The sequence below is a fragment of the Paenibacillus sp. FSL R7-0302 genome (assembly GCF_038006885.1).
GTDB lineage: Bacteria > Bacillota > Bacilli > Paenibacillales > Paenibacillaceae > Paenibacillus_AQ.
Map to the genome: position 1 here is coordinate 629,240 of NZ_JBBOWB010000002.1, position 25,480 is coordinate 654,719.

At 53.3% G+C, this 25,480-nt stretch carries 20 protein-coding genes and 2 rRNA genes; all 22 read right to left on the reverse strand.

Features of this window, described 5'->3' with window-relative positions; translation table 11 throughout:
* Nucleotides 1-42: 42 nt before the first annotated feature.
* The 22 genes from MKY96_RS28455 to tilS all read right to left on the reverse strand — a co-directional run bounded on the left by MKY96_RS28455 (nt 43) and on the right by tilS (nt 25,456).
* Nucleotides 43-2,968: ribosomal RNA gene (locus tag MKY96_RS28455) — 23S ribosomal RNA — on the reverse strand.
* A 228-nt stretch (nt 2,969-3,196) separates the two neighbouring features.
* Nucleotides 3,197-4,757 (reverse strand): 16S ribosomal RNA (locus MKY96_RS28460).
* The 16S and 23S rRNA genes sit together here, the layout of an rRNA operon.
* A gap of 381 nt (nt 4,758-5,138) precedes the next feature.
* The gene (gene lysS / locus MKY96_RS28465) at nt 5,139-6,653 is read right to left on the reverse strand and encodes a lysine--tRNA ligase (RefSeq protein ID WP_340945716.1); all 1,515 of its coding nucleotides are present in this window, start codon (nt 6,651-6,653) and stop codon (nt 5,139-5,141) included.
* Nucleotides 6,654-6,818: 165 nt separating this feature from the next.
* On the reverse strand, nt 6,819-7,298 hold the full coding sequence (gene greA, locus MKY96_RS28470; RefSeq protein ID WP_036696487.1) for a transcription elongation factor GreA: 480 nt from the start codon (nt 7,296-7,298) through the stop codon (nt 6,819-6,821).
* 224 nt (nt 7,299-7,522) lie between these two features.
* Nucleotides 7,523-8,539: a tRNA dihydrouridine synthase DusB gene (gene dusB, locus MKY96_RS28475; RefSeq protein ID WP_036723910.1), complete on the reverse strand. Its 1,017-nt coding sequence runs from the start codon at nt 8,537-8,539 to the stop codon at nt 7,523-7,525.
* A gap of 45 nt (nt 8,540-8,584) precedes the next feature.
* Nucleotides 8,585-8,773, reverse strand: a complete 189-nt coding sequence (locus MKY96_RS28480) for a helix-turn-helix domain-containing protein (protein WP_445253456.1) — start codon at nt 8,771-8,773, stop codon at nt 8,585-8,587.
* A complete protein-coding gene (gene folK / locus MKY96_RS28485) occupies nt 8,746-9,297 on the reverse strand; it encodes a 2-amino-4-hydroxy-6-hydroxymethyldihydropteridine diphosphokinase (RefSeq protein ID WP_340945718.1) in 552 nt (183 codons plus the stop codon). Before folK ends, MKY96_RS28480 begins: the two co-directional genes overlap by 28 nt.
* A 9-nt stretch (nt 9,298-9,306) precedes the next feature.
* Nucleotides 9,307-9,669: a dihydroneopterin aldolase gene (folB, locus tag MKY96_RS28490; protein WP_076082833.1), complete on the reverse strand. Its 363-nt coding sequence runs from the start codon at nt 9,667-9,669 to the stop codon at nt 9,307-9,309.
* Nucleotides 9,670-9,702: 33 nt separating this feature from the next.
* Nucleotides 9,703-10,560 carry a dihydropteroate synthase gene (folP, locus tag MKY96_RS28495; RefSeq protein WP_340945720.1) on the reverse strand — a complete coding sequence of 286 codons (858 nt, stop codon included), beginning with the start codon at nt 10,558-10,560 and terminating at the stop codon, nt 9,703-9,705.
* Nucleotides 10,557-11,435 (reverse strand): aminotransferase class IV, encoded by an 879-nt coding sequence (locus MKY96_RS28500; RefSeq protein ID WP_340945723.1) that lies wholly within the window; start codon nt 11,433-11,435, stop codon nt 10,557-10,559. Before MKY96_RS28500 ends, folP begins: the two co-directional genes overlap by 4 nt.
* A complete protein-coding gene (gene pabA / locus MKY96_RS28505; RefSeq protein WP_076082822.1) occupies nt 11,432-12,013 on the reverse strand; it encodes an aminodeoxychorismate/anthranilate synthase component II in 582 nt (193 codons plus the stop codon). The genes MKY96_RS28500 and pabA overlap by 4 nt, the downstream gene beginning before the upstream one ends.
* Nucleotides 12,010-13,632, reverse strand: a complete 1,623-nt coding sequence (locus tag MKY96_RS28510; RefSeq protein ID WP_339252704.1) for an anthranilate synthase component I family protein — start codon at nt 13,630-13,632, stop codon at nt 12,010-12,012. The genes pabA and MKY96_RS28510 overlap by 4 nt, the downstream gene beginning before the upstream one ends.
* A gap of 164 nt (nt 13,633-13,796) precedes the next feature.
* Nucleotides 13,797-14,735: a cysteine synthase A gene (gene cysK, locus MKY96_RS28515; protein WP_036723922.1), complete on the reverse strand. Its 939-nt coding sequence runs from the start codon at nt 14,733-14,735 to the stop codon at nt 13,797-13,799.
* A gap of 174 nt (nt 14,736-14,909) precedes the next feature.
* Nucleotides 14,910-15,854, reverse strand: a complete 945-nt coding sequence (locus MKY96_RS28520; RefSeq protein WP_340945726.1) for a peptidylprolyl isomerase — start codon at nt 15,852-15,854, stop codon at nt 14,910-14,912.
* Between the two features lie 9 nt (nt 15,855-15,863).
* A complete protein-coding gene (gene hslO, locus MKY96_RS28525; protein ID WP_340945728.1) occupies nt 15,864-16,748 on the reverse strand; it encodes an Hsp33 family molecular chaperone HslO in 885 nt (294 codons plus the stop codon).
* 53 nt (nt 16,749-16,801) lie between these two features.
* Complete coding sequence (locus tag MKY96_RS28530) at nt 16,802-17,569, reverse strand: type III pantothenate kinase (RefSeq protein ID WP_036723925.1); 768 nt, start codon at nt 17,567-17,569, stop codon at nt 16,802-16,804.
* Nucleotides 17,569-18,441: a carboxylating nicotinate-nucleotide diphosphorylase gene (gene nadC / locus MKY96_RS28535; protein WP_036723928.1), complete on the reverse strand. Its 873-nt coding sequence runs from the start codon at nt 18,439-18,441 to the stop codon at nt 17,569-17,571. Before nadC ends, MKY96_RS28530 begins: the two co-directional genes overlap by 1 nt.
* On the reverse strand, nt 18,431-20,047 hold the full coding sequence (gene nadB, locus MKY96_RS28540; protein ID WP_340945730.1) for an L-aspartate oxidase: 1,617 nt from the start codon (nt 20,045-20,047) through the stop codon (nt 18,431-18,433). The genes nadC and nadB overlap by 11 nt, the downstream gene beginning before the upstream one ends.
* A 39-nt stretch (nt 20,048-20,086) precedes the next feature.
* Nucleotides 20,087-21,025, reverse strand: coding sequence for a quinolinate synthase NadA (gene nadA, locus MKY96_RS28545; protein ID WP_036696456.1), 939 nt, complete (start codon nt 21,023-21,025; stop codon nt 20,087-20,089).
* Between the two features lie 245 nt (nt 21,026-21,270).
* Entirely contained in the window at nt 21,271-23,316 is a 2,046-nt protein-coding gene (gene ftsH / locus MKY96_RS28550) for an ATP-dependent zinc metalloprotease FtsH (RefSeq protein WP_340945735.1), read from the reverse strand.
* 111 nt (nt 23,317-23,427) lie between these two features.
* On the reverse strand, nt 23,428-23,967 hold the full coding sequence (gene hpt, locus MKY96_RS28555; protein ID WP_340945737.1) for a hypoxanthine phosphoribosyltransferase: 540 nt from the start codon (nt 23,965-23,967) through the stop codon (nt 23,428-23,430).
* 46 nt (nt 23,968-24,013) lie between these two features.
* The gene (gene tilS / locus MKY96_RS28560) at nt 24,014-25,456 is read right to left on the reverse strand and encodes a tRNA lysidine(34) synthetase TilS (protein WP_340945739.1); all 1,443 of its coding nucleotides are present in this window, start codon (nt 25,454-25,456) and stop codon (nt 24,014-24,016) included.
* Nucleotides 25,457-25,480 lie beyond the last annotated feature (24 nt).

Below are 25,480 nucleotides of genomic sequence, written 5' to 3' on the forward strand. Positions count from 1 at the left end.
GCCTGAAAACTGAATCCGAAACGAATTTGTGTATTAGTGTGTTTGGATAAGCCCTCGACCGATTAGTATTGGTCAGCTCCATGCATTGCTGCACTTCCACCTCCAACCTATCTACCTCGTCGTCTTCAAGGGGTCTTACTAATTGGGAAATCTCATCTTGAGGGGGGCTTCACGCTTAGATGCTTTCAGCGCTTATCCCGTCCGTACGTAGCTACTCAGCCATGCTCCTGGCGGAACAACTGATGCACCAGCGGTACGTCCATCCCGGTCCTCTCGTACTAAGGACAGCTCCTCTCAAATTTCCTGCGCCCACGACAGATAGGGACCGAACTGTCTCACGACGTTCTGAACCCAGCTCGCGTACCGCTTTAATGGGCGAACAGCCCAACCCTTGGGACCTACTTCAGCCCCAGGATGCGATGAGCCGACATCGAGGTGCCAAACCTCCCCGTCGATGTGGACTCTTGGGGGAGATAAGCCTGTTATCCCCAGGGTAGCTTTTATCCGTTGAGCGATGGCCCTTCCATGCGGTACCACCGGATCACTAAGTCCGACTTTCGTCCCTGCTCGACTTGTAGGTCTCGCAGTCAAGCTCCCTTATGCCTTTGCACTCTGCGAATGATTTCCAACCATTCTGAGGGAACCTTTGAACGCCTCCGTTACTCTTTAGGAGGCGACCGCCCCAGTCAAACTGCCCGCCTGACACGGTCCCCGTACCCGCTAAGGGCACTAGGTTAGAACCTAGATACGATCAGGGTGGTATCCCAACGGCGCCTCCGCAGAAGCTTGCGCTCCTGCCTCACCGGCTCCCACCTATCCTGTACAGATCGTACCCAAATTCAATATCAAGCTGCAGTAAAGCTCCATGGGGTCTTTCCGTCTTGTCGCGGGTAACCTGCATCTTCACAGGTATTAAAATTTCACCGGATCTCTCGTTGAGACAGCGCCCAAGTCGTTACGCCATTCGTGCGGGTCAGAATTTACCTGACAAGGAATTTCGCTACCTTAGGACCGTTATAGTTACGGCCGCCGTTTACTGGGGCTTCGGTTCACAGCTTCGGGTTACCCCTAACCGCTCCCCTTAACCTTCCAGCACCGGGCAGGCGTCAGCCCGTATACTTCGCCTTGCGGCTTCGCACAGACCTGTGTTTTTGCTAAACAGTCGCTTGGGCCTTTTCACTGCGGCCCCCTCGGGCTATTCACCCTACCGAGGCACCCCTTCTCCCGAAGTTACGGGGTCATTTTGCCGAGTTCCTTAACGAGAGTTCTTCCGCGCGCCTTAGAATTCTCTTCTCGCCTACCTGTGTCGGTTTGCGGTACGGGCACCTTCTCCTGACTAGAGGCTTTTCTTGGCAGTGTGAGATCATGACCTTCGCTACTATAATTTTCGCTCCCCATCACAGCCCAGCCTTACGATGTGCGGATTTGCCTACACACCAGCCTCACTGCTTAGACGGACATCCATCAGTCCGCGTCACTACCCTCCTGCGTCACCCCATCGCTCATAGCGGATTACGGTGGTACAGTAATTTCAAACTGTTGTCCTTCGACTACGCCTGTCGGCCTCGCCTTAGGTCCCGACTTACCCTGAGCGGACGAGCCTTCCTCAGGAAACCTTGGGCTTTCGGCGGATCAGATTCTCACTGATCTTTTCGTTACTCATACCGGCATTCTCACTTGTGTAGTGTCCAGCGCTCCTTACGGTACACCTTCAACCCCTACACAACGCTCCCCTACCCCAGATACAAAGTATCTAGCCATAGCTTCGGTGGTGTGTTTAGCCCCGTTACATTTTCGGCGCAGAGTCACTCGACCAGTGAGCTATTACGCACTCTTTCAATGGTGGCTGCTTCTAAGCCAACATCCTGGTTGTCTGTGCAACTCCACATCCTTTCCCACTTAACACACACTTGGGGACCTTAGCTGATGGTCTGGGCTGTTTCCCTTTTGACAATGGATCTTAGCACTCACTGTCTGACTCCCGGCAAGAAGTAAATGGCATTCGGAGTTTGACTGAGCTTGGTAACCCTTGCGGGCCCCGCACCCAATCAGTGCTCTACCTCCACCACTCCATTCACCGAGGCTAGCCCTAAAGCTATTTCGGGGAGAACCAGCTATCTCCGAGTTCGATTGGAATTTCTCCGCTACCCCCACCTCATCCCCGCATTTTTCAACATGCGTGGGTTCGGGCCTCCAGTGCGTGTTACCGCACCTTCACCCTGGACAGGGGTAGATCACACGGTTTCGGGTCTACGTCCACATACTCAGTCGCCCTATTCAGACTCGCTTTCGCTGCGGCTCCGGCTTCTCACCTTAACCTTGCATGTTAAACGTAACTCGCCGGTTCATTCTACAAAAGGCACGCCATCACCCATAAAGAGGGCTCTGACTTTTTGTAAGCACACGGTTTCAGGTTCTATTTCACTCCCCTTCCGGGGTGCTTTTCACCTTTCCCTCACGGTACTGTTTCACTATCGGTCGCCAGGTAGTATTTAGCCTTAGCAGATGGTCCTGCTGGATTCATACGGGGTTTCACGTGCCCCGCACTACTCGGGATCCGTCTCGGAGAGAACACAGTTTGGGCTACAGGGCTTTTACCTCTATCGCGGGCCTTTCCAGACCTCTTCACCTACTCTATTCCTTTGTAACTCCATGTGAGACGTCCCACAACCCCAAGAGGCAAGCCTCTTGGTTTAGGCTGTTCCGCGTTCGCTCGCCGCTACTGACGGAATCACTATTGTTTTCTCTTCCTCAGGGTACTTAGATGTTTCAGTTCCCCTGGTCTGCCTCTGCGTATCCTATGTATTCAGATACGAGTAACTGCGAATTACCACAGCTGGGTTTCCCCATTCGGACACCCCCGGATCAAAGCTTGCTTACAGCTCCCCGAGGCAGTTTCGTTGTTCGCCACGTCCTTCGTCGGCTCCTGGCGCCTAGGCATCCTCCGTGTGCTCTTAGTAGCTTAACCAATGCGTTTTCCCTAAGGAAAACCGCTTAGCATCGCCATTCATTCAAAACTTGTTTACACAAGTTCAGCTTAAAGGAATGTTCTAAAACGCAAATTCGTTTCGGTATCCAGTTTTCAAGGATCAAGTTGAGAGCTTAAACTCTCAAAACTGACCAACGAGTGAGTAACTAGCCGACCGGCTAGATTTAAGATTTGAATGTCTTCATTGCAGAAGACGATTCTCCATAGAAAGGAGGTGATCCAGCCGCACCTTCCGATACGGCTACCTTGTTACGACTTCACCCCAATCATCTACCCCACCTTCGGCGGCTGGCTCCCTTGCGGGTTACCCCACCGACTTCGGGTGTTGTAAACTCTCGTGGTGTGACGGGCGGTGTGTACAAGACCCGGGAACGTATTCACCGCGGCATGCTGATCCGCGATTACTAGCAATTCCGACTTCATGCAGGCGAGTTGCAGCCTGCAATCCGAACTGAGACCGGCTTTGCTGGGATTGGCTCCACCTCGCGGCTTCGCTTCCCGTTGTACCGGCCATTGTAGTACGTGTGTAGCCCAGGTCATAAGGGGCATGATGATTTGACGTCATCCCCACCTTCCTCCGGTTTGTCACCGGCAGTCACTCTAGAGTGCCCAGCTTTACCTGCTGGCAACTAAAGTCAAGGGTTGCGCTCGTTGCGGGACTTAACCCAACATCTCACGACACGAGCTGACGACAACCATGCACCACCTGTCTCAACTTTCCCCGAAGGGCACCTGATGCATCTCTGCTTCGTTAGTTGGATGTCAAGACCTGGTAAGGTTCTTCGCGTTGCTTCGAATTAAACCACATACTCCACTGCTTGTGCGGGTCCCCGTCAATTCCTTTGAGTTTCAGTCTTGCGACCGTACTCCCCAGGCGGAGTGCTTACTGTGTTAACTTCGGCACCAAGGGTATCGAAACCCCTAACACCTAGCACTCATCGTTTACGGCGTGGACTACCAGGGTATCTAATCCTGTTTGCTCCCCACGCTTTCGCGCCTCAGCGTCAGTTACAGCCCAGAAAGTCGCCTTCGCCACTGGTGTTCCTCCACATATCTACGCATTTCACCGCTACACGTGGAATTCCACTTTCCTCTTCTGTACTCAAGTCACCCAGTTTCCAGTGCGACCTCAGGTTGAGCCCAAGGTTTAAACACCAGACTTAAATAACCGCCTGCGCGCGCTTTACGCCCAATAATTCCGGACAACGCTTGCCCCCTACGTATTACCGCGGCTGCTGGCACGTAGTTAGCCGGGGCTTTCTTCTCAGGTACCGTCACTCCGGTAGCAGTTACTCTACCGGACGTTCTTCCCTGGCAACAGAGCTTTACGATCCGAAAACCTTCATCACTCACGCGGCGTTGCTCCGTCAGGCTTGCGCCCATTGCGGAAGATTCCCTACTGCTGCCTCCCGTAGGAGTCTGGGCCGTGTCTCAGTCCCAGTGTGGCCGTTCACCCTCTCAGGTCGGCTACGCATCGTCGCCTTGGTGGGCCGTTACCCCACCAACTAGCTAATGCGCCGCAGGCCCATCCCCAAGCAGCAGATTGCTCCGCCTTTCATTCTCTCCTCAGGAGAAAAAAGAAATTATCCGGTATTAGCTACCGTTTCCGGTAGTTATCCCAGGCTTGAGGGCAGGTTGCCTACGTGTTACTCACCCGTCCGCCGCTAAGTCTGAAAGGAAGCAAGCTTCCTCTCAAACTCCGCTCGACTTGCATGTATTAGGCACGCCGCCAGCGTTCGTCCTGAGCCAGGATCAAACTCTCCAAATTGGTATTTAGAAAGAGCGATTGCTCATTTTGAAACATCTGACGAGAATTTACATTCTCTCATTTTGGATCTCACCGAAGTGATCTCCAGATACTCACTCGTTGTTCAGTTTTCAAAGATCAAGCTCGTTGTTAGCGGCGATGTTATCGTCACCAGCAACTCTTATAATATATCACATCCAGCCGATCAATGCAAGCTCTTTTTTTAACTTCTTGTTCGAGCTCGGCGTTGATGTTTCGCGTCCAGAAATAGAATATATCACGGATAGAGATTCATTGCAAGTATTTTTTCTGAATCCTTTGACCAGAGTATTCAATCCCCGATGCCAAGAGAACTGCCTGAGCAGTTCCCTTGGTTACCCGGGTCTGGAATCAGAGAAATCCTCAGTCTTTATTACGCATATGAGGGAACAGCAGCACGTCACGGATAGATGCTGAATTGGTCAGCAGCATGATCAGACGGTCTACACCGATACCCAGTCCGCCTGTTGGCGGCATGCCGTACTCCAGAGCACGGATGAAATCATCATCCATCTCATGGGCTTCATCATTGCCCTGCTCTTTCTCGTGAATCTGTGCTTCGAAGCGCTGACGCTGGTCAATCGGATCATTCAGCTCGCTGAACGCATTGGCATGCTCGCGGGCTACAATGAACAGCTCGAACCGGTCGGTGAAGCGCGGGTCCTCTTCATTCTTTTTGGCAAGCGGTGAGATCTCTACAGGATGTCCCATTACGAATGTCGGCTGAATCAGCGTCTCTTCCACAAACTGCTCGAAGAACGCATTCAGAATATGCCCAAAGGTCATATGCTTCTCTACCGGTACCCGGTGTTCCTTAGCCAGAGCCTGTGCTTCTTCATCCGTCATCTGAACACCGAAGTCTACTCCGGTTACTTCCTTAACAGCATCCACCATAGTAACGCGGCGCCAGCCTGGAGACAGATCCACTTCCTGTCCTTGATAATTAATTACCTGGGACCCCAGCACCTCGCTGGCAATATGAGCGATCAGGCTCTCTGTCAGATGCATAATGTCCTTGTAATCCGCATACGCTTCATACAGCTCGATCATTGTGAATTCCGGATTATGGCGTGTTGAAATACCCTCATTACGGTATACACGGCCAATCTCATAGACTTTCTCCAGACCGCCGACGATTAGGCGCTTCAGGTGCAATTCGATGGCAATCCGCATATACAGCTGCATATCCAGCGTGTTGTGGTGGGTAATAAACGGACGGGCCGCTGCTCCGCCAGCGATGGCATGCAGGGTCGGAGTCTCCACCTCTAAATAGCCCAGCGAGTCCAGATAACGGCGCATCGACTGGATAATCCGTGAACGCATGATGAAGGTCTGCTGTACCTCAGGGTTAATGATCAGGTCCACATAACGCTGACGATAGCGGAGCTCTACATCCTTCAGACCATGATACTTCTCGGGAAGCGGAAGCAGGGACTTGGACAGCACCTCAAGGTTATCCACTTTAATAGAGGTTTCGCCGGTCTTTGTCTTGAACAGGTTTCCCCGGATACCGACGATATCGCCAAGATCAAGGATCGTGAAGGCTGCATATTGCGACTCAGGGATACTGTCCTGGCGCACATAGATCTGGATTTTGCCGCTAAGGTCCTGGATGTGAGAAAAGCTTGCCTTGCCCATGACCCGTTTCGCCATAATGCGTCCGGCCACACTAACCTCCAGCGCCAGCTCGTCCAGCTCTTCCTTGGTTAGCCCGTCGTATTTGGCCAGAAGATCGCCAGCAGCAGCGGTACGCTCATATTTCTTGCCAAACGGATCGATCCCGAGTGCGCGGAGCTCGTCCAGCTTGCCCCGGCGGATCTGCAGCAATTCACTTAATTCATTCTCTGTAGCTTCGACGTTGTTGATTTCTTCCGTCATGTTCTTCATCCTCTCTTACTCACTATACAAAAGAAGAAACGGCTCCGCCCCGATCTTGCGGACAGTCCGTTCCGTTACAAAATATAAGCTGTATGTGTTCACCCATATTTTACGGCTGGCTGTAACTTTGAAAAAAGCTTCCCTAAGGAAGCTTTCGGAACCGTCTTACTTCATTTTGATATCAAGAATTTTATATTGAATGACGCCTGCAGGGACACTAACATCCACAATCGTACCAATCTTCTTGCCGATGATCGCTCTGCCTACAGGGCTCTCATTGGAAATTTTGTTGTTCAGCGGATCGGATTCGGCAGTACCCACGATGGTGTATTCCATAATGTCGCCATACTCCATATCTTCAACGTTCACCGTTACTCCGATGCTTACCACATCTGTCACGATCTCATCGCTATTAATAATACGGGCATTGCGGAGCATCTTCTCCAAAGTAAGAACCCGTCCTTCAATGAAGGCCTGTTCATTCTTCGCGTCTTCATATTCCGAGTTCTCACTGATATCTCCGTAGCCGATGGCCACTTTGATACGTTCCGCTACTTCGCGGCGTTTAACGGATTTGAGGAACTCCAGTTCTTCTTCCAGACGCTTAAGTCCGTCCGGTGTAAGGATGACTTCTTTATCGCTCATCTTAACCGATTCTCCTGTCGTATACATTTATTGAAAACACCATACTATATGCGAATCCGGAGGGATCAGAACCCTCCTTCACCATTGCTCCTGCTGTAACGGCGATTTTATACTGTGAAATTATATTGGAACCGCTACAAAATGTCAATGACGCCCCATATAATGTTTAGCAATAATCAATAAAGCACACAGGAACGGGGCTTAATCCCAGGAATATGTGAGGCTCATACGGCAAAAAGCTCGCTATCCGCGCTGTTCTGCTCCTCATCCTGCTTAAGCTGACCGACAAAATCATTCAAAATCCGCACCATCTCGTCACGTTTGGTTTCTTCCATAATAACGTCCTTCACGCGGGCCGCCGCCTTAAAGCCCTTCAAGTACCAGGCCAGATGCTTGCGCATCTCGCGGACAGCCACCGCTTCACCCTTAAGAGCAATCAGGCGGTCCATATGAAGAATGGCTACCTTAATCTTCTCTTCAGCGCCAGGCTCAGGCATCAGAACACCGGTATCCAGATACTGAATCGTCCGGTACAGCATCCACGGGTTGCCCAGTGCACCCCGCCCGATCATTACACCGTCACAGCCGGTCTGATCCAGCATCGCCCGCGCATCCTCCGGCGTATTCACATCACCGTTGCCGATCACCGGAATCGATACTGCCTCTTTAGCCATACGGATATAGTTCCAGTCGGCGCGTCCGGTATAGAGCTGCTCGCGGGTCCGCCCGTGTACGCTGACCGCCGCTCCGCCGGCCCGTTCCACCGCACGCGCATTCTCTTCAACGAAGATATGCTCGCTGTCCCAGCCGATCCGCATCTTCACGGTGACCGGTTTGTCCACGGCCTCCACTACTGCGGATACCATCTCATAGATTTTGTCCGGATTCAGCAGCCAGCGTGCTCCGGCATCGCACTTCGTCACCTTCGGCACCGGGCAGCCCATATTGATGTCGATGATATCGGCATTCGTTTCTTTATCGACAATTCTCGCCGCATCCACCAGTGATTCCCGGTCCCCGCCAAAAATCTGCAGGCTCAGCGGTTTCTCACGCTCATCAACAAACAGCATCTCACGCGTACGCTGGTTGCCATGTACAATCGCCTTGCCGCTAACCATCTCCGCACAGACCAGGCCAGTCCCGAATTCCTTGGCAATCAGACGAAATGCCGGGTTACATACGCCAGCCATAGGCGCCAGCACGACCTGATTCTTCAATTCAATATCACCAATCTTCAGCATGGCCCAATCACTTCCCTACCTCAATTTGTAACGTTCAGCCCGGTCTTATGGTGCCGGATGGGCCAATTCCTCTACTGTCACTTCCAGAAAATCCGCAATTTTATTTAAAATTTGATCTTCCAAACGTCTGTTGCCCCGCTCCACTGCGCCAAGCACAGCAAGTGATATTCCGACAGAATCCGCCAGTTCCTGCTGCGTGTAGCCCTTCAGCTTCCGGAACGCTCTGACCCGCATTCCCATACGTTTGTTGTCCACAGGCGAATTCCTGCCTTTCCGTCTATGTCTTGCAGCGCTGTTGTAATTAATCTGCGGAATCCGGAAGACTCTTCGTTCTGCGATAAGATATCGCTGAGCGGCAGAAGGACAAACGCCCGCTCCAGCATCCTCGGATGAGGCAGCGTCAGATCCGGCGTGTCCAGGGTCAGCCCCTCTACCCACAGCAAATCCAAATCTACCGTTCTCGGTCCATACCGCACATCCCGGACCCGGCCTAACTGGGTCTCTGTGTCCAGCATCACATGAAGCAGCTCCTCCGGTGCCAGTGTGGTGCGCAGAACAGCCGCCATGTTAAGAAACTGAGGCTGATCGAGATATCCGACAGGCTCCGTCTCGTAGACCCGGGAGGTGCGCACAACTTCAATCTTGTCGTGATGCTCCAGCCGGTGCAGGGCTTCTCTCAAGGTGCCTTGACGGTCACCCAGGTTAGCCCCTAAAGCAATATAAGCCTCTGATGCCTCAGAGGTGGAAGGTATGTTCATCAGTCTGTCTCACTTTCTCGTCCGGCGCAATTCTACAGTGACTCCCTGGAAATGAATATCAAAAGGAGGATGCGGCTTGGTCACCTGGACCGTTACTGCATTGATAACAGTATAAGTGTCCAGTAACCCGGATGCAATATGTTCCGCCAAAGCTTCTATCAGCTTGAAGGACTGGGTTTCGACAATTTTTTTGACCAAAACATGAACTTCAGCATAATTCACAGTCTGCTCCAGATCATCGCTGAGCCCTGCTCCCTGCAAATCAAGCTCCAGCTCAAGGTCGATATAATAACGTTGTCCGAGCTTCCGCTCCTCTTCGAACACTCCGTGGTAACCGTAGTACTCCATGCGGTGCAGCTTCATTTTATCCATTAAGGGTACCTGCCTTCTCTTGAAGAATATAGTCTATACGCAGAACACAGGTGACCCTGCATATAACATGGCGTCACACATCTCTACTGTACGTTTTATTGCCGCAATATCATGAACCCGCACAAGCTGACAGCCCTGGGCAATCCCGAAGGCGACAGTAGCTGCGGTCCCCTCCAGGACATCATCTGCGGGCAGACCTAGGGCGGTACGAATGAATTTTTTGCGCGAAGTGGCCAGCAGCACCGGATATCCCAGCTTCGTCAGTGCGCCGAGGCCGGTCATGACCTGAAGATTCTCTGCATAGTCCTTGGCGAAGCCGATTCCCGGGTCCAAAATAATATTCTCCGGCTTCACTCCCGCTGCCAGCACCAGGTGAATGCTCGCGCTCAGGTCATCCGTCATATCGCTGATCAAATCGTTATAATCTCGGTCATGGCGGTTATGCATCAGAATGATCGGACAGTCTGCCTGCGCAGCAACTGCCGCCATCTGCGGATCGGCCTTGGCTCCCCATACATCATTGATGATATGCGCACCGGCCTGAATCGCCTGGCGGGCGACTTCCGCCTTGTAGGTGTCTATAGAGAGGGGGAGATGCGGGGCGGCCTGATGGATGCGCTCAATGACAGGAAGTACACGGGCCAATTCTTCCTCAGCACTCACCGGCTGGTGACCCGGACGCGTGGATTCTCCGCCTATATCGATAATATCGGCACCCTCTGCCGCCATTTGCAACGCATGCTCTACCGCTCTATCCCGCTCTGTCCACAGGCCCCCATCCGAAAAGGAGTCCGGCGTCACATTGAGTATGCCCATAATCAGCGTGCGCTTGCCCAATTTCAGCTCGCTGCTTCCGCAGCGGTAAGTCCGCTCATAGATCATCGGCTTCATATCAGCATATCCGTCCTTTCTCTGTACAGCCTCATAAGTGCAGCCGTCCGCTCTCCACAGCGCCCGCTGCCTATGGTTACCCTCCGGTCCCCATTCCACAAGGTGCTCACCGGTACGATCTCCTGCACGGAATTGGTGAGGAAGATTTCATCTGCAGCTTCAAGCTGCTCCCAGCGGTAAAAGCCCTGCTCAGGCTGAAGGCTGGACGCTGCCAGCTCAAGCACCATTTCCCGGGTAATTCCCGGAAGAATCCCGGTGTCGGCATCGGGGGTATAGAGCCGCTTATTGGAGATGAAAAAAATATTGCTCACAATCCCTTCGGCAAGCTCGCCCTGTGCGGTCAGCATCAGTCCCTCGGCTCCTCGCTCTGCGGACGGATAACCGGCCAATTCACGTTTTGCCAGAATGTTGTTCATATAGTGCAGCGATTTGAGTCTTACCGGGCCCTCCGGGGTATTGCGTCTGTGGTTCAGGAGCTGAAGTTCTTTGCCTTCCGTATAAAGGCTGGTTGGCGTGACCGGCAGGGCTTTGATATAGAGCAGCTGATTAGGCTGCTTATAGGCTGCGGATGGCAGACCCAGAATATCCTCACCCGCCGTAACGGTGTAGCGGATATACGCCTCACTAAGCTCATTCCTGTCCATTACAAGCTGAATCCATTCCCGCAGCCCCTGCACATCCGGCTCGAAGGGAATGCCCAGCTGACGGCAACCCGCTGCCATTCTGTTCAGATGACGATCCAGCAGGAACGGCTGCCCCCCATAGGTGCGGAAGGTCTCGAACAGACCCATGCCGTACAAAAAGCCGTGATCCAGAGCGGAGACCACGGCGTCTTTGGCGTCGACTGCTTTGTTGTTAAGTCCTATATATTTCATGCCGGTTCTCCGGCTCTCCGTTTCAGGAAATTACGCAGCATAGTATGACCGTGGTTCGTAATGATCGACTCGGGATGGAACTGTACCCCTTCAATCGGGTATTCCTTATGCCGCAAGGCCATAATCTCGCCTTCAGCGGTCTCGGCGGTAATCTCCAGGCAATCCGGCAGACTCTCACGTTCCACGATCAGTGAATGATAGCGTGTCGCTGTGAAAGGAGACTCCAGCCCCTCAAATACGGAGGTACCGTTATGATGGATGGGCGAGGTTTTGCCATGCATAAGGCGTTCTGCACGGATGACATTACCGCCAAAAGCCTGTCCGATCGCCTGGTGTCCGAGACATACGCCGAATATGGGGATGATGCCCTTGAAATGCTGCAGCAGCGCAAGGCTGATGCCTGCCTCATTCGGTGTGCAGGGTCCCGGGGAGATCAGAATATGATCCGGGGCTAATGCTTCTATCTCCTCAATGCTGATCTCATCGTTGCGCGCTACCTTAACTTCTTCCCCCAGCTCACCCAGATACTGCACCAGGTTATAGGTAAAGGAATCATAATTATCGATGACCAAGATCATATTGTGCTTCCTCCTTCGGCGCCGAGGGCAGCCCGCTCTTCCTGCTCGCGTTCACTGCAGAGAATGGCTTTTACTACCGCTTTGGCTTTGTTGTGGCATTCCCGGTACTCACGGTAAGGGTCTGAATCGATCACAATTCCCGCACCTGTCTGAATGTAGCCGATTCCGTCCTTCACTGCGAGCGTACGTATGATTATATTTAATTCCATATTGCCGTTATAGTCAATCCAGCCCATAGATCCAGTATATGGCCCCCGGCGGACCGGCTCCAGCTCTTCGATGATCTCCATGGTGCGCACCTTGGGCGCGCCCGTGATGGTGCCGCCGGGGAACAAGGCGGCGATGACATCGTACGCATCCCTGCCGGGTGCGATGATCCCCTCGACCTGCGAGACGAGATGCATGACATGCGAGTATCGCTCTACGGTCAGCAGCTCCGGCACGCTGACCGTTCCGTAGGCGGCGACACGGCCGATGTCGCTGCGCTCCAGATCGACAAGCATAATATGCTCGGCGATCTCCTTCTCGCTCCCGCGCAGCTCCGCCTCCATGGCGGCGTCCTCCGCGGGAGTATGGCCCCGCCGCCGGGTGCCGGCAATGGGGCGGGCGCTGACCTTGTCCCCGTGCAGCTTGACGAGCAGCTCCGGCGATGCGCTGGAGAGCGCGAAGCCGGGCGTGCGGAGCAGCCCCATGTACGGGGACGGGTTGAGTCTACGGAGCCATTCGTAGACTTCCTCGGGTGTAGACTTGAGCTGCGCCTGCTGGCGCAGCGAGAGGTTCACTTGGAATACATCTCCGGCACGGATGTATTCCTGGACCTTCAGCACAGCCTGCTGGAAGGGTGCGGCTGAGAAATCCGAGCTCATACCGGGCCACTCGCCGGTGATCTCGGCCTCGCTCTCCACCCTGCGTGTAAGCCCGGCGTACCTTGCAGCGGCTGCTTCTTCCGGCTCTGCCGGTGCGTAGAGAAGGCTCCACTGCTCCAGCATGCGCTCCGCACGGTGTACAGCAGCCTCATACAGACTCCTTAGCCCATCCAGGTTACCGGATACAGTATCCGGCACAGAGATATGAACTGCACAGTAGAGCTGCTGCTCCTGCTCATCGTAGATCCACACTTCTTCCAGTCTCATGAACAGATAATCCGGAAACTCAGGGTTGTTCCTGGCAAGCGACGGCAGCTTCTCCAGGGAACGGGCCACATCATAGCCAAGAAATCCGATACAGCCGCCGGTGAACGGCGGCAGACCGTCAAGCGGCAGGCGGGGAGACGTATATTCCCTCATCCATGCCTGCAGCACTTGCAGCGGCTGGCCTTCCGTTACGGCAGACTCTATATGCCCCGAAGCCTTGGCTCCGGGAGTATAGCTCTCCGCAACGGCTCCCCGGCCTTCGATGATCGAGACAGGGCTCAGGCCCAGATAGGTGTAGCGCCCGCCCTTGCCGCTCTCCAGGACAACCGAATAGGGGGAAGCCTGTTCCCAGGCCTGCTTCCAGCTGCGGGGCAAGCCTTGGTTGTCCTGCCGTTTCCTCAGGATCAGGGGAAGGACGCTCCAGGCCTCATCTGCCTCTGCCCACTGCTCCCAGTCCTGCCAAGCCGTTAAGATCTCCACAACCATTCTCCCGTCTCATCGATAGTTTATTGCCTGTCAGTATACTGTACATAGGGTTACTTTGAAAAGCCCGCAATTCTTATAAATGCTTATTATCCGAAAAAAGAGCCTGCGGTATCCCTGTGAAAGCAGATAGGGCAGGCTCTTCGTAAGAGCTGAATTCTCAGCAATTATACTTCAAAGTTATAGAGCGGAGTGCTCAGGTAACGTTCGCCGTTGCTTGGAATGATGACAACAATTTTCTTACCTGCGCCTAGTTCCTTCGCTACCTTCAGTGCAGCAAATACAGCCGCACCGGAGGAAATGCCGGACAACACGCCTTCTTCCTTAGCTACGCGGCGGGCAGTTTCGAACGCTTCATCATTCTCAACATGAATAATCTCATCATAGATATTCTGGTTCAGAATTTCTGGCACGAAGTTAGCGCCGATACCCTGAATCTTGTGCGGGCCCGGTTTGCCTCCAGCCAGAATCGGTGAAGCCGCAGGTTCTACCGCATAGATCTTCACGCCCGGATATTGACTCTTCAGCACTTCACCCGCGCCGCTGATCGTTCCGCCTGTGCCGACACCGGCAATGAATGCATCCAGCGGGCCGCCGACAGATTCAATCGCTTCAACGATCTCAGGTCCTGTGGTCTCGCGATGGATCTTCACGTTAGCCTTGTTCTTGAACTGCTCCGCAAGGAAATAATCCGGATTCTCGCTCAGAATCTGCTCAGCCTTCTTGACCGCACCGTTCATTCCTTCCGATCCCGGAGTCAATACCAGCTCAGCGCCGTAAGCGCGCAGCAGGTTGCGGCGTTCAAGGCTCATCGTTTCCGGCATAACAATAATGGCCTTGTAGCCTTTGGCAGCTGCCACAAGCGCCAGGCCGATCCCTGTATTACCGCTGGTCGCTTCTACAATCGTGCCACCCGGCTTCAGCAGGCCCTCTTTCTCAGCCTCTTCTACGATGCTGATGGCAATACGGTCTTTCACACTGGAGCCTGGATTCTGGTATTCCAGCTTCAGGAAGATCTCTGCCGAGCCTTCCGGAACAATCCGGTTCAGGCGGACGAGCGGTGTGCCACCGATCAAATCTGTTACACTGTTGACGACTTTAGCCATGAGTAAAAACCTCCTTGGAATGATAAATGAATTAGGGTGCGGGACTTATGACAGATGCTATCAGCATATATTACCGTAGCTCCCGGTTCACAATGCCTGGGTAACTAACAGTTGTAATTGTACCGCTTAATATTTCCGACTAAATCAGTAGGTTTTATATTTAATTTCATATTATCAATCTTGCAGGCTGTTGTCAATATATATTGCTGTATCATATTTGGCCCGTAATTCACGCTCTACCTGCTGCAAGGGCGCTGCCTGCTCCAGTCTCAGCTGCTGGCCGATCATCCGGCGCAGTTCCTCCTGATCCGGCTTCACCGGATCAATTAGCTTCTCCAGACGGATCACAGCATACCCCCCGTCAACCTGCAGCGGTCCTGCGATATCCCCGTTCTCCAGCCCGGCTGCTGTCTCCAGCAGCTCCTCAGGCCAGAACGGGTCCTTCTCCTCGACCGTTCCGATACTGCCGCCATGCTGGCGGCTCTCCTCGTCGATCGAGACCTCACGGGCCAGCGCTGCAAAATTCTCACCCCGCTCCAGGCGGTCCATCACTGTACTGGCCTCGTTATAGGTGGAGGTCTGGATGATGGAGAGCTGCATTTGCTTGCGTGGCATAAATCTCTCGCTATTTTGCTTCAGATAATCATCAATTTCCGCTTCACTGACCGTAATGCCGGCCGTTGCTATGGCTTGGAGCGTCAGCCGGTATAACGTCTCCTCACGCAGCTCCTGACGGGTTAGTCCAAGCTCAGACTGCATCTGCTGATAATATTGCTCCTCCGAGCTGTAACCGGACATTCCCCGCTTCAGTTCCCGTTCAATCTCCTCATCCGTGACCGTAATTCCCAGCGCTGCGGCTTCCTTGCCCACCACGATATGATTCAGCATGCTCAGCAGCACTTCTTCCCCGTGCTTCTTCTGAAGCTCCTCTATCCATTCCTGTTCCGTGACCGGCTGTCCTCCGGCAGCAGCGACATCCGAGGCTTCCCCTTCAGCCGTCTCTGCCTTCAGCAGTGCCATGGCACGCAGGCTCCAGAATAATAGCCCTCCCAGCACCAGCGTTGCCACGGCAAGTAATATAACGGCATTGCGCAGCGCGCGCTCCTGTCTTGTCACCATTTCATAGCCCTATGACTTCGCTTGATCGAGGATTACCTGCAGTTCATCCTTGTTAAATACATAGCTCTCATTGCAATAATGGCAGACAACTTCTGCCGTATCATCTTCTTCGATCAGCCGTTCCAGCTCGTGCTCACCCAGACTAACCAGAGTCTGCTCAATCCGTTCCCGTGAGCACTGACATACAAAGCGGACCTCGAGCTCATCTAGGATCACAGCATCCGGCAGCAGCAGCCGCAGCATTTCCTCAGGCTCAAGCCCCTGATCCAGCACCGACGTAACCGAAGGCATGGCTCCAACCGCTTGCTCAACCTCGGTAATCTCCTCATCGGTCAGGCCGGGCAGCAGCTGAATAATAAAGCCTCCGGCAACTCTGACCGAATTATCGGTCTCCACCAGCACTCCAAGTCCTACAGCAGCAGGCGTTTGCTCCGAGAGGGCAAAATAATAGGTAAAATCCTCACCCAGCTCTCCTGAAACGATAGGCACACTGCCACGGTACGGCTCCTTCATCCCCAGATCCTTGCTGACATCAATGAAGCCTTCCGTGCCTACCGCCCCTGCAACATCCAGCTTGCCCATGCTGTTGCTTGGCAGATGAACATGCGGATTGTGCACATAGCCGCGAACTTCTCCCAGGGCATTGGATTCAGCCGTAATCTGCCCGAGCGGACCGTTTCCTTTGACCATAATCGCGAGCTTCTCCTGCCCCTTGAGCATGGCCCCCATTATAGCTGCGGCAGTAACCGTACGTCCAAGCGCTGCCGTAGCCGTCGGATACGTATCATGTCTGCGCCGCAATTCATCGACAAGCTCTGTGGTACGGACAGCGAATGCTCTGACTCTTCCGTTCATCGCCGTCCCCCGGACCAGCCGGTCCTTCTTATTATCCATTAGGTGCATACTCCTCCTATCCCTCTCTCTTCTGTATAGGTTCATCTTTATGATTATTTGTTACGGTTGTAAATAATGCGCAATCCTTCAAGCGTCAGCATCGGATTAACCTCATCGATACATTCTGTCTCACTGGCAATCAGTGAGGCCAGCCCTCCGGTAGCAATAACCTTGAGAACGGGAGCGTTCATCTCCTGCTTGATGCGTCTGACGATACCCTCAACCTGACCGGCATAGCCAAAAATGATCCCTGCCTGCATCGCATGTACGGTATTGCGCCCGATTACCTTCTTGGGCTTCTCCAGCTCAATCCGGGGCAGCTTGGAGGCCCGCAGATAGAGGGCCTCCGTGGAAATGCCCAGACCCGGCACAATAGCACCGCCCAGATAGTTGGCCCCGGCATCAATGCAGTCGAAGGTGGTTGCCGTGCCGAAATCAACGACGACAAGCGGACATTTATACTGCTCAATCGCCGCAACCGCGTTCACAATCCGGTCCGCCCCCACTTCGCGCGGGTTCTCATAACGCAGATTAAGCCCGGTTTTGATACCAGGCCCCACAAGGAGCGGGTCCTTGCCGATGAATTTGACACACATCTCTACGATAACCTGCACGAGCGGCGGAACAACCGAGGAGATGATGACCCCCTCGACATCCCTGAACGAGAGATTCGACATGCTGAACAGATTATGAATCATCACACCATACTCATCGACAGTGGACCCGCGGGCAGTGCTCAGCCGGAAATGGTGCAGCAGCTCACTGCCCCGGTAGACGCCCAGCACGATGTTCGTATTGCCGATATCGACGACAAGTATCATCAGAGGGCTCCCTCCTTCTTGCCATTCAGATCCAGGCTGATATCGAGACTCGCGAAGGAATACGTCAGCCGTCCTACCGAAATCACATCCACACCCGATTCAGCAATGCCCCGGACCGTCTCCAGAGATACATTGCCCGATGCCTCAATGGTGACATGCTTCGCCTTGGTCCGGATTCTTCTCACGGCTTCAGCCATCTGCTCAGGAGACATGTTATCGAGCATAATAATATCAGCTCCGGCCGCCAGCGCTTCCTCTACCTGCTCCAGACTCTCCGTCTCTACTTCAATGGTCATGGTGTGCGGGATATTGGCACGGGCACGTCCTACTGCCTGACGGATGCCGCCGGCCCCCTTGATATGATTGTCCTTAATCATCACCGCATCATACAGACCGTAACGGTGGTTGGCTCCGCCGCCAATGCGGACTGCATATTTCTCCAGCATCCGGTGACCCGGGGTGGTCTTGCGGGTATCCACCAGGCGGGTCGGCAGTCCTTGAAGCTTCTCTACAAAAGAAGCCGTGCGCGAGGCCACACCGGATAAACGCTGCATCAAGTTGAGGGCAAGCCGTTCACCAGTCAGGATGGCATGAGTGCTGCCTTCTACCTCAGCAATCACAGTGCCCTTGGAGACAGCTTGTCCTTCCTGGACCAGCGCCGTGAATACGAGCCCAGGATCAACAACTTCGAATACCAGCTCAGCCACGGGGATTCCACAAATAATCCCGTCTTCCTTGGCATGGATGATTCCCTTGGACTCATGCCCGGCAGGAATGGTAGTACGGGTAGTAATATCCCCCGAGCCGACATCCTCCTGCAGCCAGCCCTTAATAGCCTTAAGCAGATCTTCATTGTATCCGTTAAACATCATCACTTAATTCCTCCACTATTCCAAGTTCGCGAATCTGGAGCAGATGCTTCTGCCACTGTGCGTCACTGCGCAGCGGATAATCCTCACGATAATGCGCACCGCGGCTCTCCTCCCGTGCCAGGGCCGATTCAGTGATCAGCAGACAGCATGTAAGCATATTGGCGAACTCGTATTCTTCCCGTGTTGTCAGTTTGGTCTTAAAAATCGGCAGCTGGCGCTTTATCTCATCCAAGCCTTTGTTCAGCATTTCCCGGTTCCGCCGCAGTCCGGCGTACCGCACCATAGCCTTTTGAAGCTTCAACCGCCGTTCAACAATAGCCTGTGCAGGAGCTTCTACCCTTGCCTGATGATAGGCTGAGGGTAAGTTATCCCGGTGAAGCGGCGGCAGCTGGCGGATTCGTTCAATGATCCGGCGGCCGAACACAACAGCTTCCGACAGGGAGTTGCTGGCCAGCCGGTTGGCACCCTGCACGCCAGTAGATGATACCTCACCGCAGGCAAACAGGCGGGCAACCGTACTCTCTCCGCTCAGGTCGGTCTTCACGCCCCCCATCATATAATGCGCAGCAGGAGCCACCGGAATCCAGTCACTTGTAATATCCAGCCCGTAGCTCATGCAGGTCGCATAAATGGTCGGGAAGCGGTGTTTAACCATATCCGCCGGTTCATGTGTAATATCCAGATAGACGAAGGTTGATTTGGTCAATTCCATCTCGCTTACAATGGCACGGGCAACAATATCCCGCGGGGCCAACTCCTGCAGCTCATGATAACGTTCCATGAACCGCTCACCGTTAATGTTCCGCAGCACAGCGCCTTCTCCCCGCACAGCCTCCGAGATCAGGAAGCGCGGAGCACCAGGATAGCTGAGTGCGGTCGGATGAAACTGAATGAACTCCATATCCCGGATATGGGCACCGGCACGGTAGGCAATGGCTACCCCGTCTCCGGTGGCCACCTCAGGATTGGTCGTGTAACGGTATAGCTGTCCTGCTCCCCCGGAGCATAGGATTGTTGCATCTGCCTGCAGGAATAACCGCCCGCCGTCAGGCCGCTGTACAAGAGCTCCCAGACACTCTCCGCCCTCCGTAATCAGGTCAATGACATAATGGTCGTCCCAGGTCTCAATATTCTCATGCCGGGCAGCCTGTTCAGCAAGTGCGCGGACAATCTCATATCCTGTAGCATCCCCATTTGCATGTAAAATACGGCGGTGGCTATGTGCCCCCTCCTGGGTTAAGGCCAGTACACCATTCTCCTTATCGAAAATAGTGCCAAGCCGGATCAGCTCACGGACGCCCTCGGGTCCTTCATTGACCAGCACATCGACAGCCGCAGAGGAGTTCAGCCCCGCGCCGGCCATCAGGGTATCCTGACGGTGATACGCCGGCGAATCATCCTCCGAAATGACGGCCGCAATTCCGCCCTGGGCATACCGTGTGTTGCTCTCCATTACGGTCTTCTTCGTAATCATAATAACCTTCCGGTCTTCGCTGGCCTTAATCGCTGTGAATAACCCGGCAATACCGGAACCAATGACCAGGCAGTCTGTCTTAACTACAGGAAGTCCCTGAAGATCAAAATCAACCAAATATTGTGGAATCATGACCGCTTTTCACCTGTTTCAACGAAAGAGTAGCGCATGCTACCGGACTTGTAGCATGCGCTCTAGGGATGTTCTGGCTTTGTCGGCGACTGCAGGCGGTACATAGATCTGCGGCTTCATCGTCTCCAGGCATTTGACCAGCTTTTTCAAATTATTTACCTTCATATTAGGACATACCAGGAATTTGGTGGCAAAATGAAACTCCTTATCCGGGCTATCCAGCCTTAGCTGATACCCGGTTCCATCCTCAGTTCCCACAATAAACTGCCGGCGGTCCGATTTCCGGCAATATTCCAGAATTGAGGTAGTGCTGCCCACATAGTCCCCCATTGCCACGACTTCCGGGCGGCATTCGGGGTGTACAACAAATTCAGCTTCCGGGTATTTGGCTCTCATCTCCATTACATCCTTGACGGTAAGCATGTCATGAGTATTGCAATAGCCCTCCCAGATAATCAGCTTCTTGCCGGTCTGATCCTGCACATATTGACCCAGATTCTTATCGGGCACCCAGATGATTTCTTCGGCATCGAGTGATTCGATCACCTTTACCGCATTCGCTGAGGTGCAGCAAATATCTGTCTCCGCCTTGATCTCTGCAGAGGAATTGATATAGGTTACTACCTTCGCACCCGGATGCTGAGCCTTCAGCTTGCGCAGCCCATCCACGTTGACCATGTCAGCCATCGGGCAACCAGCACGTTCGTCAGGAATCAGGACCGTCTTGTTCGGTGCCAGAATCTTGGCACTTTCCCCCATGAAATGAACGCCGCAGAATACGATTACATCTGCCTCTGTCTCCGCTGCCTTCTGGGCCAGCAGGAAAGAGTCTCCCCGGAAATCGGCGACCTCCTGAATTTCATCACGCTGATAATAATGAGCCAGAATAATAGCATTCCGTTCCTTCTTAAGCTGTTCGAGGCGCACACGAAGTTCACGATTCTGTTCCTGCTTGCGCTCAAGCGCCAGAGCTTCCACGGTCAGTCTCCCCCTTATGTCTTCATGGCTTGCCGCCAGTACATTTCTTATAAATGATAAATTTAATATTTATTCACTAATGTACACAACGTTCCACCCCCTGTCAATCCAAGCGGGTGCTCTGTTTCAGAGAGAAACCGGAGGACAAGTTGCCGTGTGAAACCTGTGCATGCTTATATCCAAAAAAAAAGCCCGGAGAACCAGTGGTTCTCCGGACTAGATTACACAATGTGCTGCGGTACAGCTTAGACGAGGCTTCCGCCGCCCTTATTCCCGTCATCCGGTCCGTTGCCCTCTTCAGGGTCCGGCTTGTTCGGAATATCCTTGGACAGGTCTAATGGGGATTCCTCGCCAGTTTTGCCTTGAATCCGGACACGCACATCACCGATGGAATCAATAATCGGCTCGCCCGCTTCATTGGTAACGGCGTCGCCTTCTTCTGGCTTGCCATCCTCGCTCAGGTAGCCTTGCTCAATCAATTCTGTGATCTGATCAAGCTCCAGCGTTTCCTTCTCAAGCAGGGTGTTGGCAATCAGGTGCATTTCCTTGGAATGCTTGGTCAGCAGCTCTCTGCAGCGCTCATAGCTGCTGCGGATAAGGTTCTGCATTTCCTGATCAATTTCATAAGCAATGGAGTCGCTGTAATTCTGTTCATGTCCGATATCCCGGCCCAGGAAGACTTGGCCTTGGGTTGCACCGAACTGCAAGGGCCCAAGCTTATCGCTCATTCCATATTCCATAATCATCGCACGCACAATGCGCGTAGCCTGCTGGAAGTCACTATAAGCGCCTGTGCCGATTTCGCCAATGAACATTTCTTCAGCAACGCGTCCACCAAGCAATCCGGTAACCTTATCCAGAAGTTCTTGCTTGGTTACGATCATCCGGTCTTCCTTAGGAAGCATAATGACATATCCGCCGGCACGGCCGCGCGGGATAATGGTAACCTTGTGAACCACATCAGCATGCTCAAGGAAGTAGCCGGCAATGGTATGGCCTGCTTCGTGATAGGCGACAATCCGTTTCTCGCGGTCACTGATGACGCGGCTGCGCTTCTCGGTACCGACGATGACACGGTCAATCGCTTCATCCACTTCACGCATCGTAATGTCCTTGCGGTTACGGCGGGCAGCAAGCAATGCCGCTTCGTTCAGCAGGTTCTCCAGATCCGCACCGGTGAACCCGGTAGTACGCTTGGCGATAACGTCAAGTCTTACATCCTTGGTCAGCGGTTTGTTGCGGGAGTGAACCTTCAGTACAGCTTCACGGCCCTTCACATCTGGGCGGTCAACCGTAATTTGACGGTCGAAACGGCCCGGACGGAGCAGCGCCGGGTCAAGAATATCTGCGCGGTTGGTAGCCGCGACAATGATAATGCCTTCGTTGCCGCCAAAGCCGTCCATTTCAACGAGTAATTGGTTAAGGGTCTGTTCCCGTTCGTCATGTCCGCCGCCAAGTCCTGCGCCGCGCTGACGTCCCACAGCATCGATCTCATCGATAAAGATAATACAAGGAGCATTCTTCTTCGCGTTCTCGAACAAGTCACGTACGCGGGATGCGCCGACACCGACGAACATTTCCACGAAGTCGGAACCGGAGATGCTGAAGAACGGAACGCCTGCTTCCCCTGCAACCGCACGGGCCAGCAAGGTTTTACCTGTTCCCGGAGGACCTACAAGGAGTACCCCCTTCGGAATCCGGGCACCCACTGCTGCGAATTTGCGCGGGTCCTTGAGGAATTCAACAACCTCAACCAGCTCTTGCTTCTCTTCGTCAGCTCCTGCAACATCCTCGAAGCTGATCTTCTTCTTCTCTTCATTATATAACCGGGCCTTGCTCTTGCCGAAGTTCATCACCTTGCCGCCGCCGCCCTGTGCATTATTGAACAGGAAGAAGAACAGGATGAACATGATAACCAGTGGAATCATGGAAGAGAGGAATGTCAGCCAGATGCTGTCACCTTCCATTTTCTTCTGGCTAAGTTCTATGCCGTTCTTATCGCTGGCAGCCACAAGCTCGTTAAGGGCCTCGTCTGTAGGAGGAACATAAGTGGAGAAATTCTTCGATTTAGCCTCGGGTGGCAGCTCTTTATATTCGCCAGTAACCAGAAATGCATTCCCCTCAAACTGAACCGTCATGCTCTTCACATTATTGTTCGAGATCTCCTGCCGCAACTCATCATATCTAGGGAGATCGGCGGATTCATTTCCATTGCTTACAAACTGGACTATGCCCACCACGACTAAAAATAAAATCAAATAAAAACCAGAATTCCGGATGAACCGATTCATCCCCTACCTCCTCTCGCAACGCTCAAGTTATTGTACCATAGCCTGACCGGACTCCTCAAATTGTCAGGAAATCCAGAAAAGTGATCCGTAGATCTAAGGCTGTCGGGTTGTTCATTTGGTATAAATCTCAGGCTTCAGTACACCGACATAAGGGAGGTTCCGGTACAGCTCGGCATAGTCCAGTCCGTAGCCTACGAGGAATGCATCAGGAATCACAAAGCCTGTATACTGGGCTTCAAGATTCACGGCGCGGCCCGAGGGCTTGTCGAACAGAGTGACTACATTGACAGAAGCGGCATTGCGCCCCTGCAGCATTTCAATCAGATAGCTGAGTGTAAGGCCACTGTCGATAATATCCTCGACAATCAGAACATCACGGCCTTCAACCGATGTGTCCAAATCCTTGATGATTTTGACTACGCCGGATGATTTGGTTGTACCGCCATAGCTGGATACCGCCATGAAGTCCATTTCAACGGGTACTGTAATCACTTTAACCAGATCCGCCATAAAAATAAACGCACCTTTGAGTACACAAATCACTAAAGGTGTGCGGTCTGCATATTCCTTGCTCAGCTGGGCGCCAAGCTCCCTGATTCTTTGTTGAATTTCTTCTTCGCTGATCAAGATTTCCTGAATATCATTCTGCAACTTGCGAACCTCCTAAGATATACTTATGAAAGACTTACTACGGCCATTACGATTCTTCGCCCTGTTCCATGTCTTCCAGGGTCAGGAGCAGAACTGAGGCCGTGTGCCGCCCAACTGCGGCATGCACCGAGCGCCTTACGCCCGGAATCCAGACGATATTGCCGAGTGCATCACATACGAGGGGAATTGCAGGCCGTTCGGAAGAAGGTATTTTATCATCAATGTAAATATCTTTTACCTTTTTGCTTCCGTTTAATCCCATAACCCTTATGGTATCTCCAGGCAACCGGGAACGAATGGTGAGCGGCAGGACAAGATCGTCCCCGTCAAACCAAGCCGAGTTCTTCCCGTAATCCTCCTCCTGTGCAGAAAAAACTTCCCCCGCAAGCCCCCTCATCGTCATAACCTTTCCTATCTCCATCAGCTTAATCCGGGGATGAGTCAAAGACAGCCGGTATGTATAGCTTACCTGCCGGGTCAAGGGCTTGGACGAGAACACAATGGTATCATATTGCCGCACACAGACATAACCGCCACCCATATCCAGTGTCCAGACGGTAGGGTATTCCTGCAGCGTTCCCCGGCGTACTGCTTCAATCTTGGAAAAATCCATGAATGATGAATCCGCCGACAGATAATTTAATATTAGTTTAATCAAACGCCGTTGTAAAGCGGAGGGTATGGCCGCAAAGGCAGCTCTTTTCAAGGTGTATTTTCCATGCTCGGTGAAAACCAGCTCATCAAAGCATTTTGCCGCATTCGCCTCCATATATTCATCTTCCGCCGAGGCAATTTCAGCCAGCTGCAGAAGCGATTGTCTCACTCTCGGATTATGCTGCTCCAGCATAGGGAGCAGTTCCAGCCTGACTGCATTCCGCTTGTACTGCGTCAGGAGGTTGGTCGCATCCTCCGCATAAGCTAAGCCCTCTTCTAGGCAAAAGCCGACAAGAGCCGTTTTGTTAATACGCAGGAAGGGGCGGATGAGTTCCACCTTTTTTTCGGTCCGTTTCCAGCGCATGCCTGCAAGGCCCGAAGGCCCGCTCCCCCGCAGCAGCCGCATAAGCACCGTCTCGGCCTGATCGTCTGCATGATGGGCCAGCGCCACCGAGCGCGCCCGGTAACGGTGTGCGGTAGCAATCAGGAACTGGTAACGCTTCTCCCGTGCAGCCCCTTCCGGGCCAAGCCCGCTCTCCTTAATGATGGACGGAATATCGAATTCGCCCAGCTCGAAGGGAATGCACAGCTCTGCCGCGAGGTCCCGGACCAGCTCTGCCTCCTCAACCGATTCGGCTCTGAAGCCGTGATTGACATGGGCGCAGATCAGCGTCAGCGGCATCCGGGTCAGGGAGATCTCATGCAGAATACGCAAAAGAGCCACAGAGTCCGGCCCTCCGGAAACTGCGACTACAATGGTGTCATGCGGCGCCCACAGCTCATATTCAGCCGCAGCCTCCATTACGGATTCCACCAGTTCCTTCCTGTGCTCCATAGGGGCTTCCTTTCCTGCCATCCC

Excerpts from the sequence above, each read along its gene's own strand:
- nadC (WP_036723928.1), bottom strand. The coding sequence starts at position 18,441 with ATGATGTTTAACGGATACAATGAAGATCTGCTTAAGGCTATTAAGGGC.
- tilS (WP_340945739.1), bottom strand. The coding sequence starts at position 25,456 with ATGGAGCACAGGAAGGAACTGGTGGAATCCGTAATGGAGGCTGCGGCT.
- ftsH (WP_340945735.1), bottom strand. The coding sequence starts at position 23,316 with ATGAATCGGTTCATCCGGAATTCTGGTTTTTATTTGATTTTATTTTTA.
- folP (WP_340945720.1), bottom strand. The coding sequence starts at position 10,560 with ATGAAGCCGATGATCTATGAGCGGACTTACCGCTGCGGAAGCAGCGAG.
- folK (WP_340945718.1), bottom strand. The coding sequence starts at position 9,297 with ATGAACATACCTTCCACCTCTGAGGCATCAGAGGCTTATATTGCTTTA.
- pabA (WP_076082822.1), bottom strand. The coding sequence starts at position 12,013 with ATGATCTTGGTCATCGATAATTATGATTCCTTTACCTATAACCTGGTG.
- folB (WP_076082833.1), bottom strand. The coding sequence starts at position 9,669 with ATGGATAAAATGAAGCTGCACCGCATGGAGTACTACGGTTACCACGGA.
- MKY96_RS28510 (WP_339252704.1), bottom strand. The coding sequence starts at position 13,632 with ATGGTTGTGGAGATCTTAACGGCTTGGCAGGACTGGGAGCAGTGGGCA.
- MKY96_RS28500 (WP_340945723.1), bottom strand. The coding sequence starts at position 11,435 with ATGAAATATATAGGACTTAACAACAAAGCAGTCGACGCCAAAGACGCC.
- MKY96_RS28520 (WP_340945726.1), bottom strand. The coding sequence starts at position 15,854 with ATGGTGACAAGACAGGAGCGCGCGCTGCGCAATGCCGTTATATTACTT.
- MKY96_RS28530 (WP_036723925.1), bottom strand. The coding sequence starts at position 17,569 with ATGATACTTGTCGTCGATATCGGCAATACGAACATCGTGCTGGGCGTC.
- nadB (WP_340945730.1), bottom strand. The coding sequence starts at position 20,047 with ATGATTCCACAATATTTGGTTGATTTTGATCTTCAGGGACTTCCTGTA.
- lysS (WP_340945716.1), bottom strand. The coding sequence starts at position 6,653 with ATGACGGAAGAAATCAACAACGTCGAAGCTACAGAGAATGAATTAAGT.
- greA (WP_036696487.1), bottom strand. The coding sequence starts at position 7,298 with ATGAGCGATAAAGAAGTCATCCTTACACCGGACGGACTTAAGCGTCTG.
- MKY96_RS28480 (WP_445253456.1), bottom strand. The coding sequence starts at position 8,773 with ATGCGGGTCAGAGCGTTCCGGAAGCTGAAGGGCTACACGCAGCAGGAA.
- cysK (WP_036723922.1), bottom strand. The coding sequence starts at position 14,735 with ATGGCTAAAGTCGTCAACAGTGTAACAGATTTGATCGGTGGCACACCG.
- hslO (WP_340945728.1), bottom strand. The coding sequence starts at position 16,748 with ATGGATAATAAGAAGGACCGGCTGGTCCGGGGGACGGCGATGAACGGA.
- dusB (WP_036723910.1), bottom strand. The coding sequence starts at position 8,539 with ATGCTGAAGATTGGTGATATTGAATTGAAGAATCAGGTCGTGCTGGCG.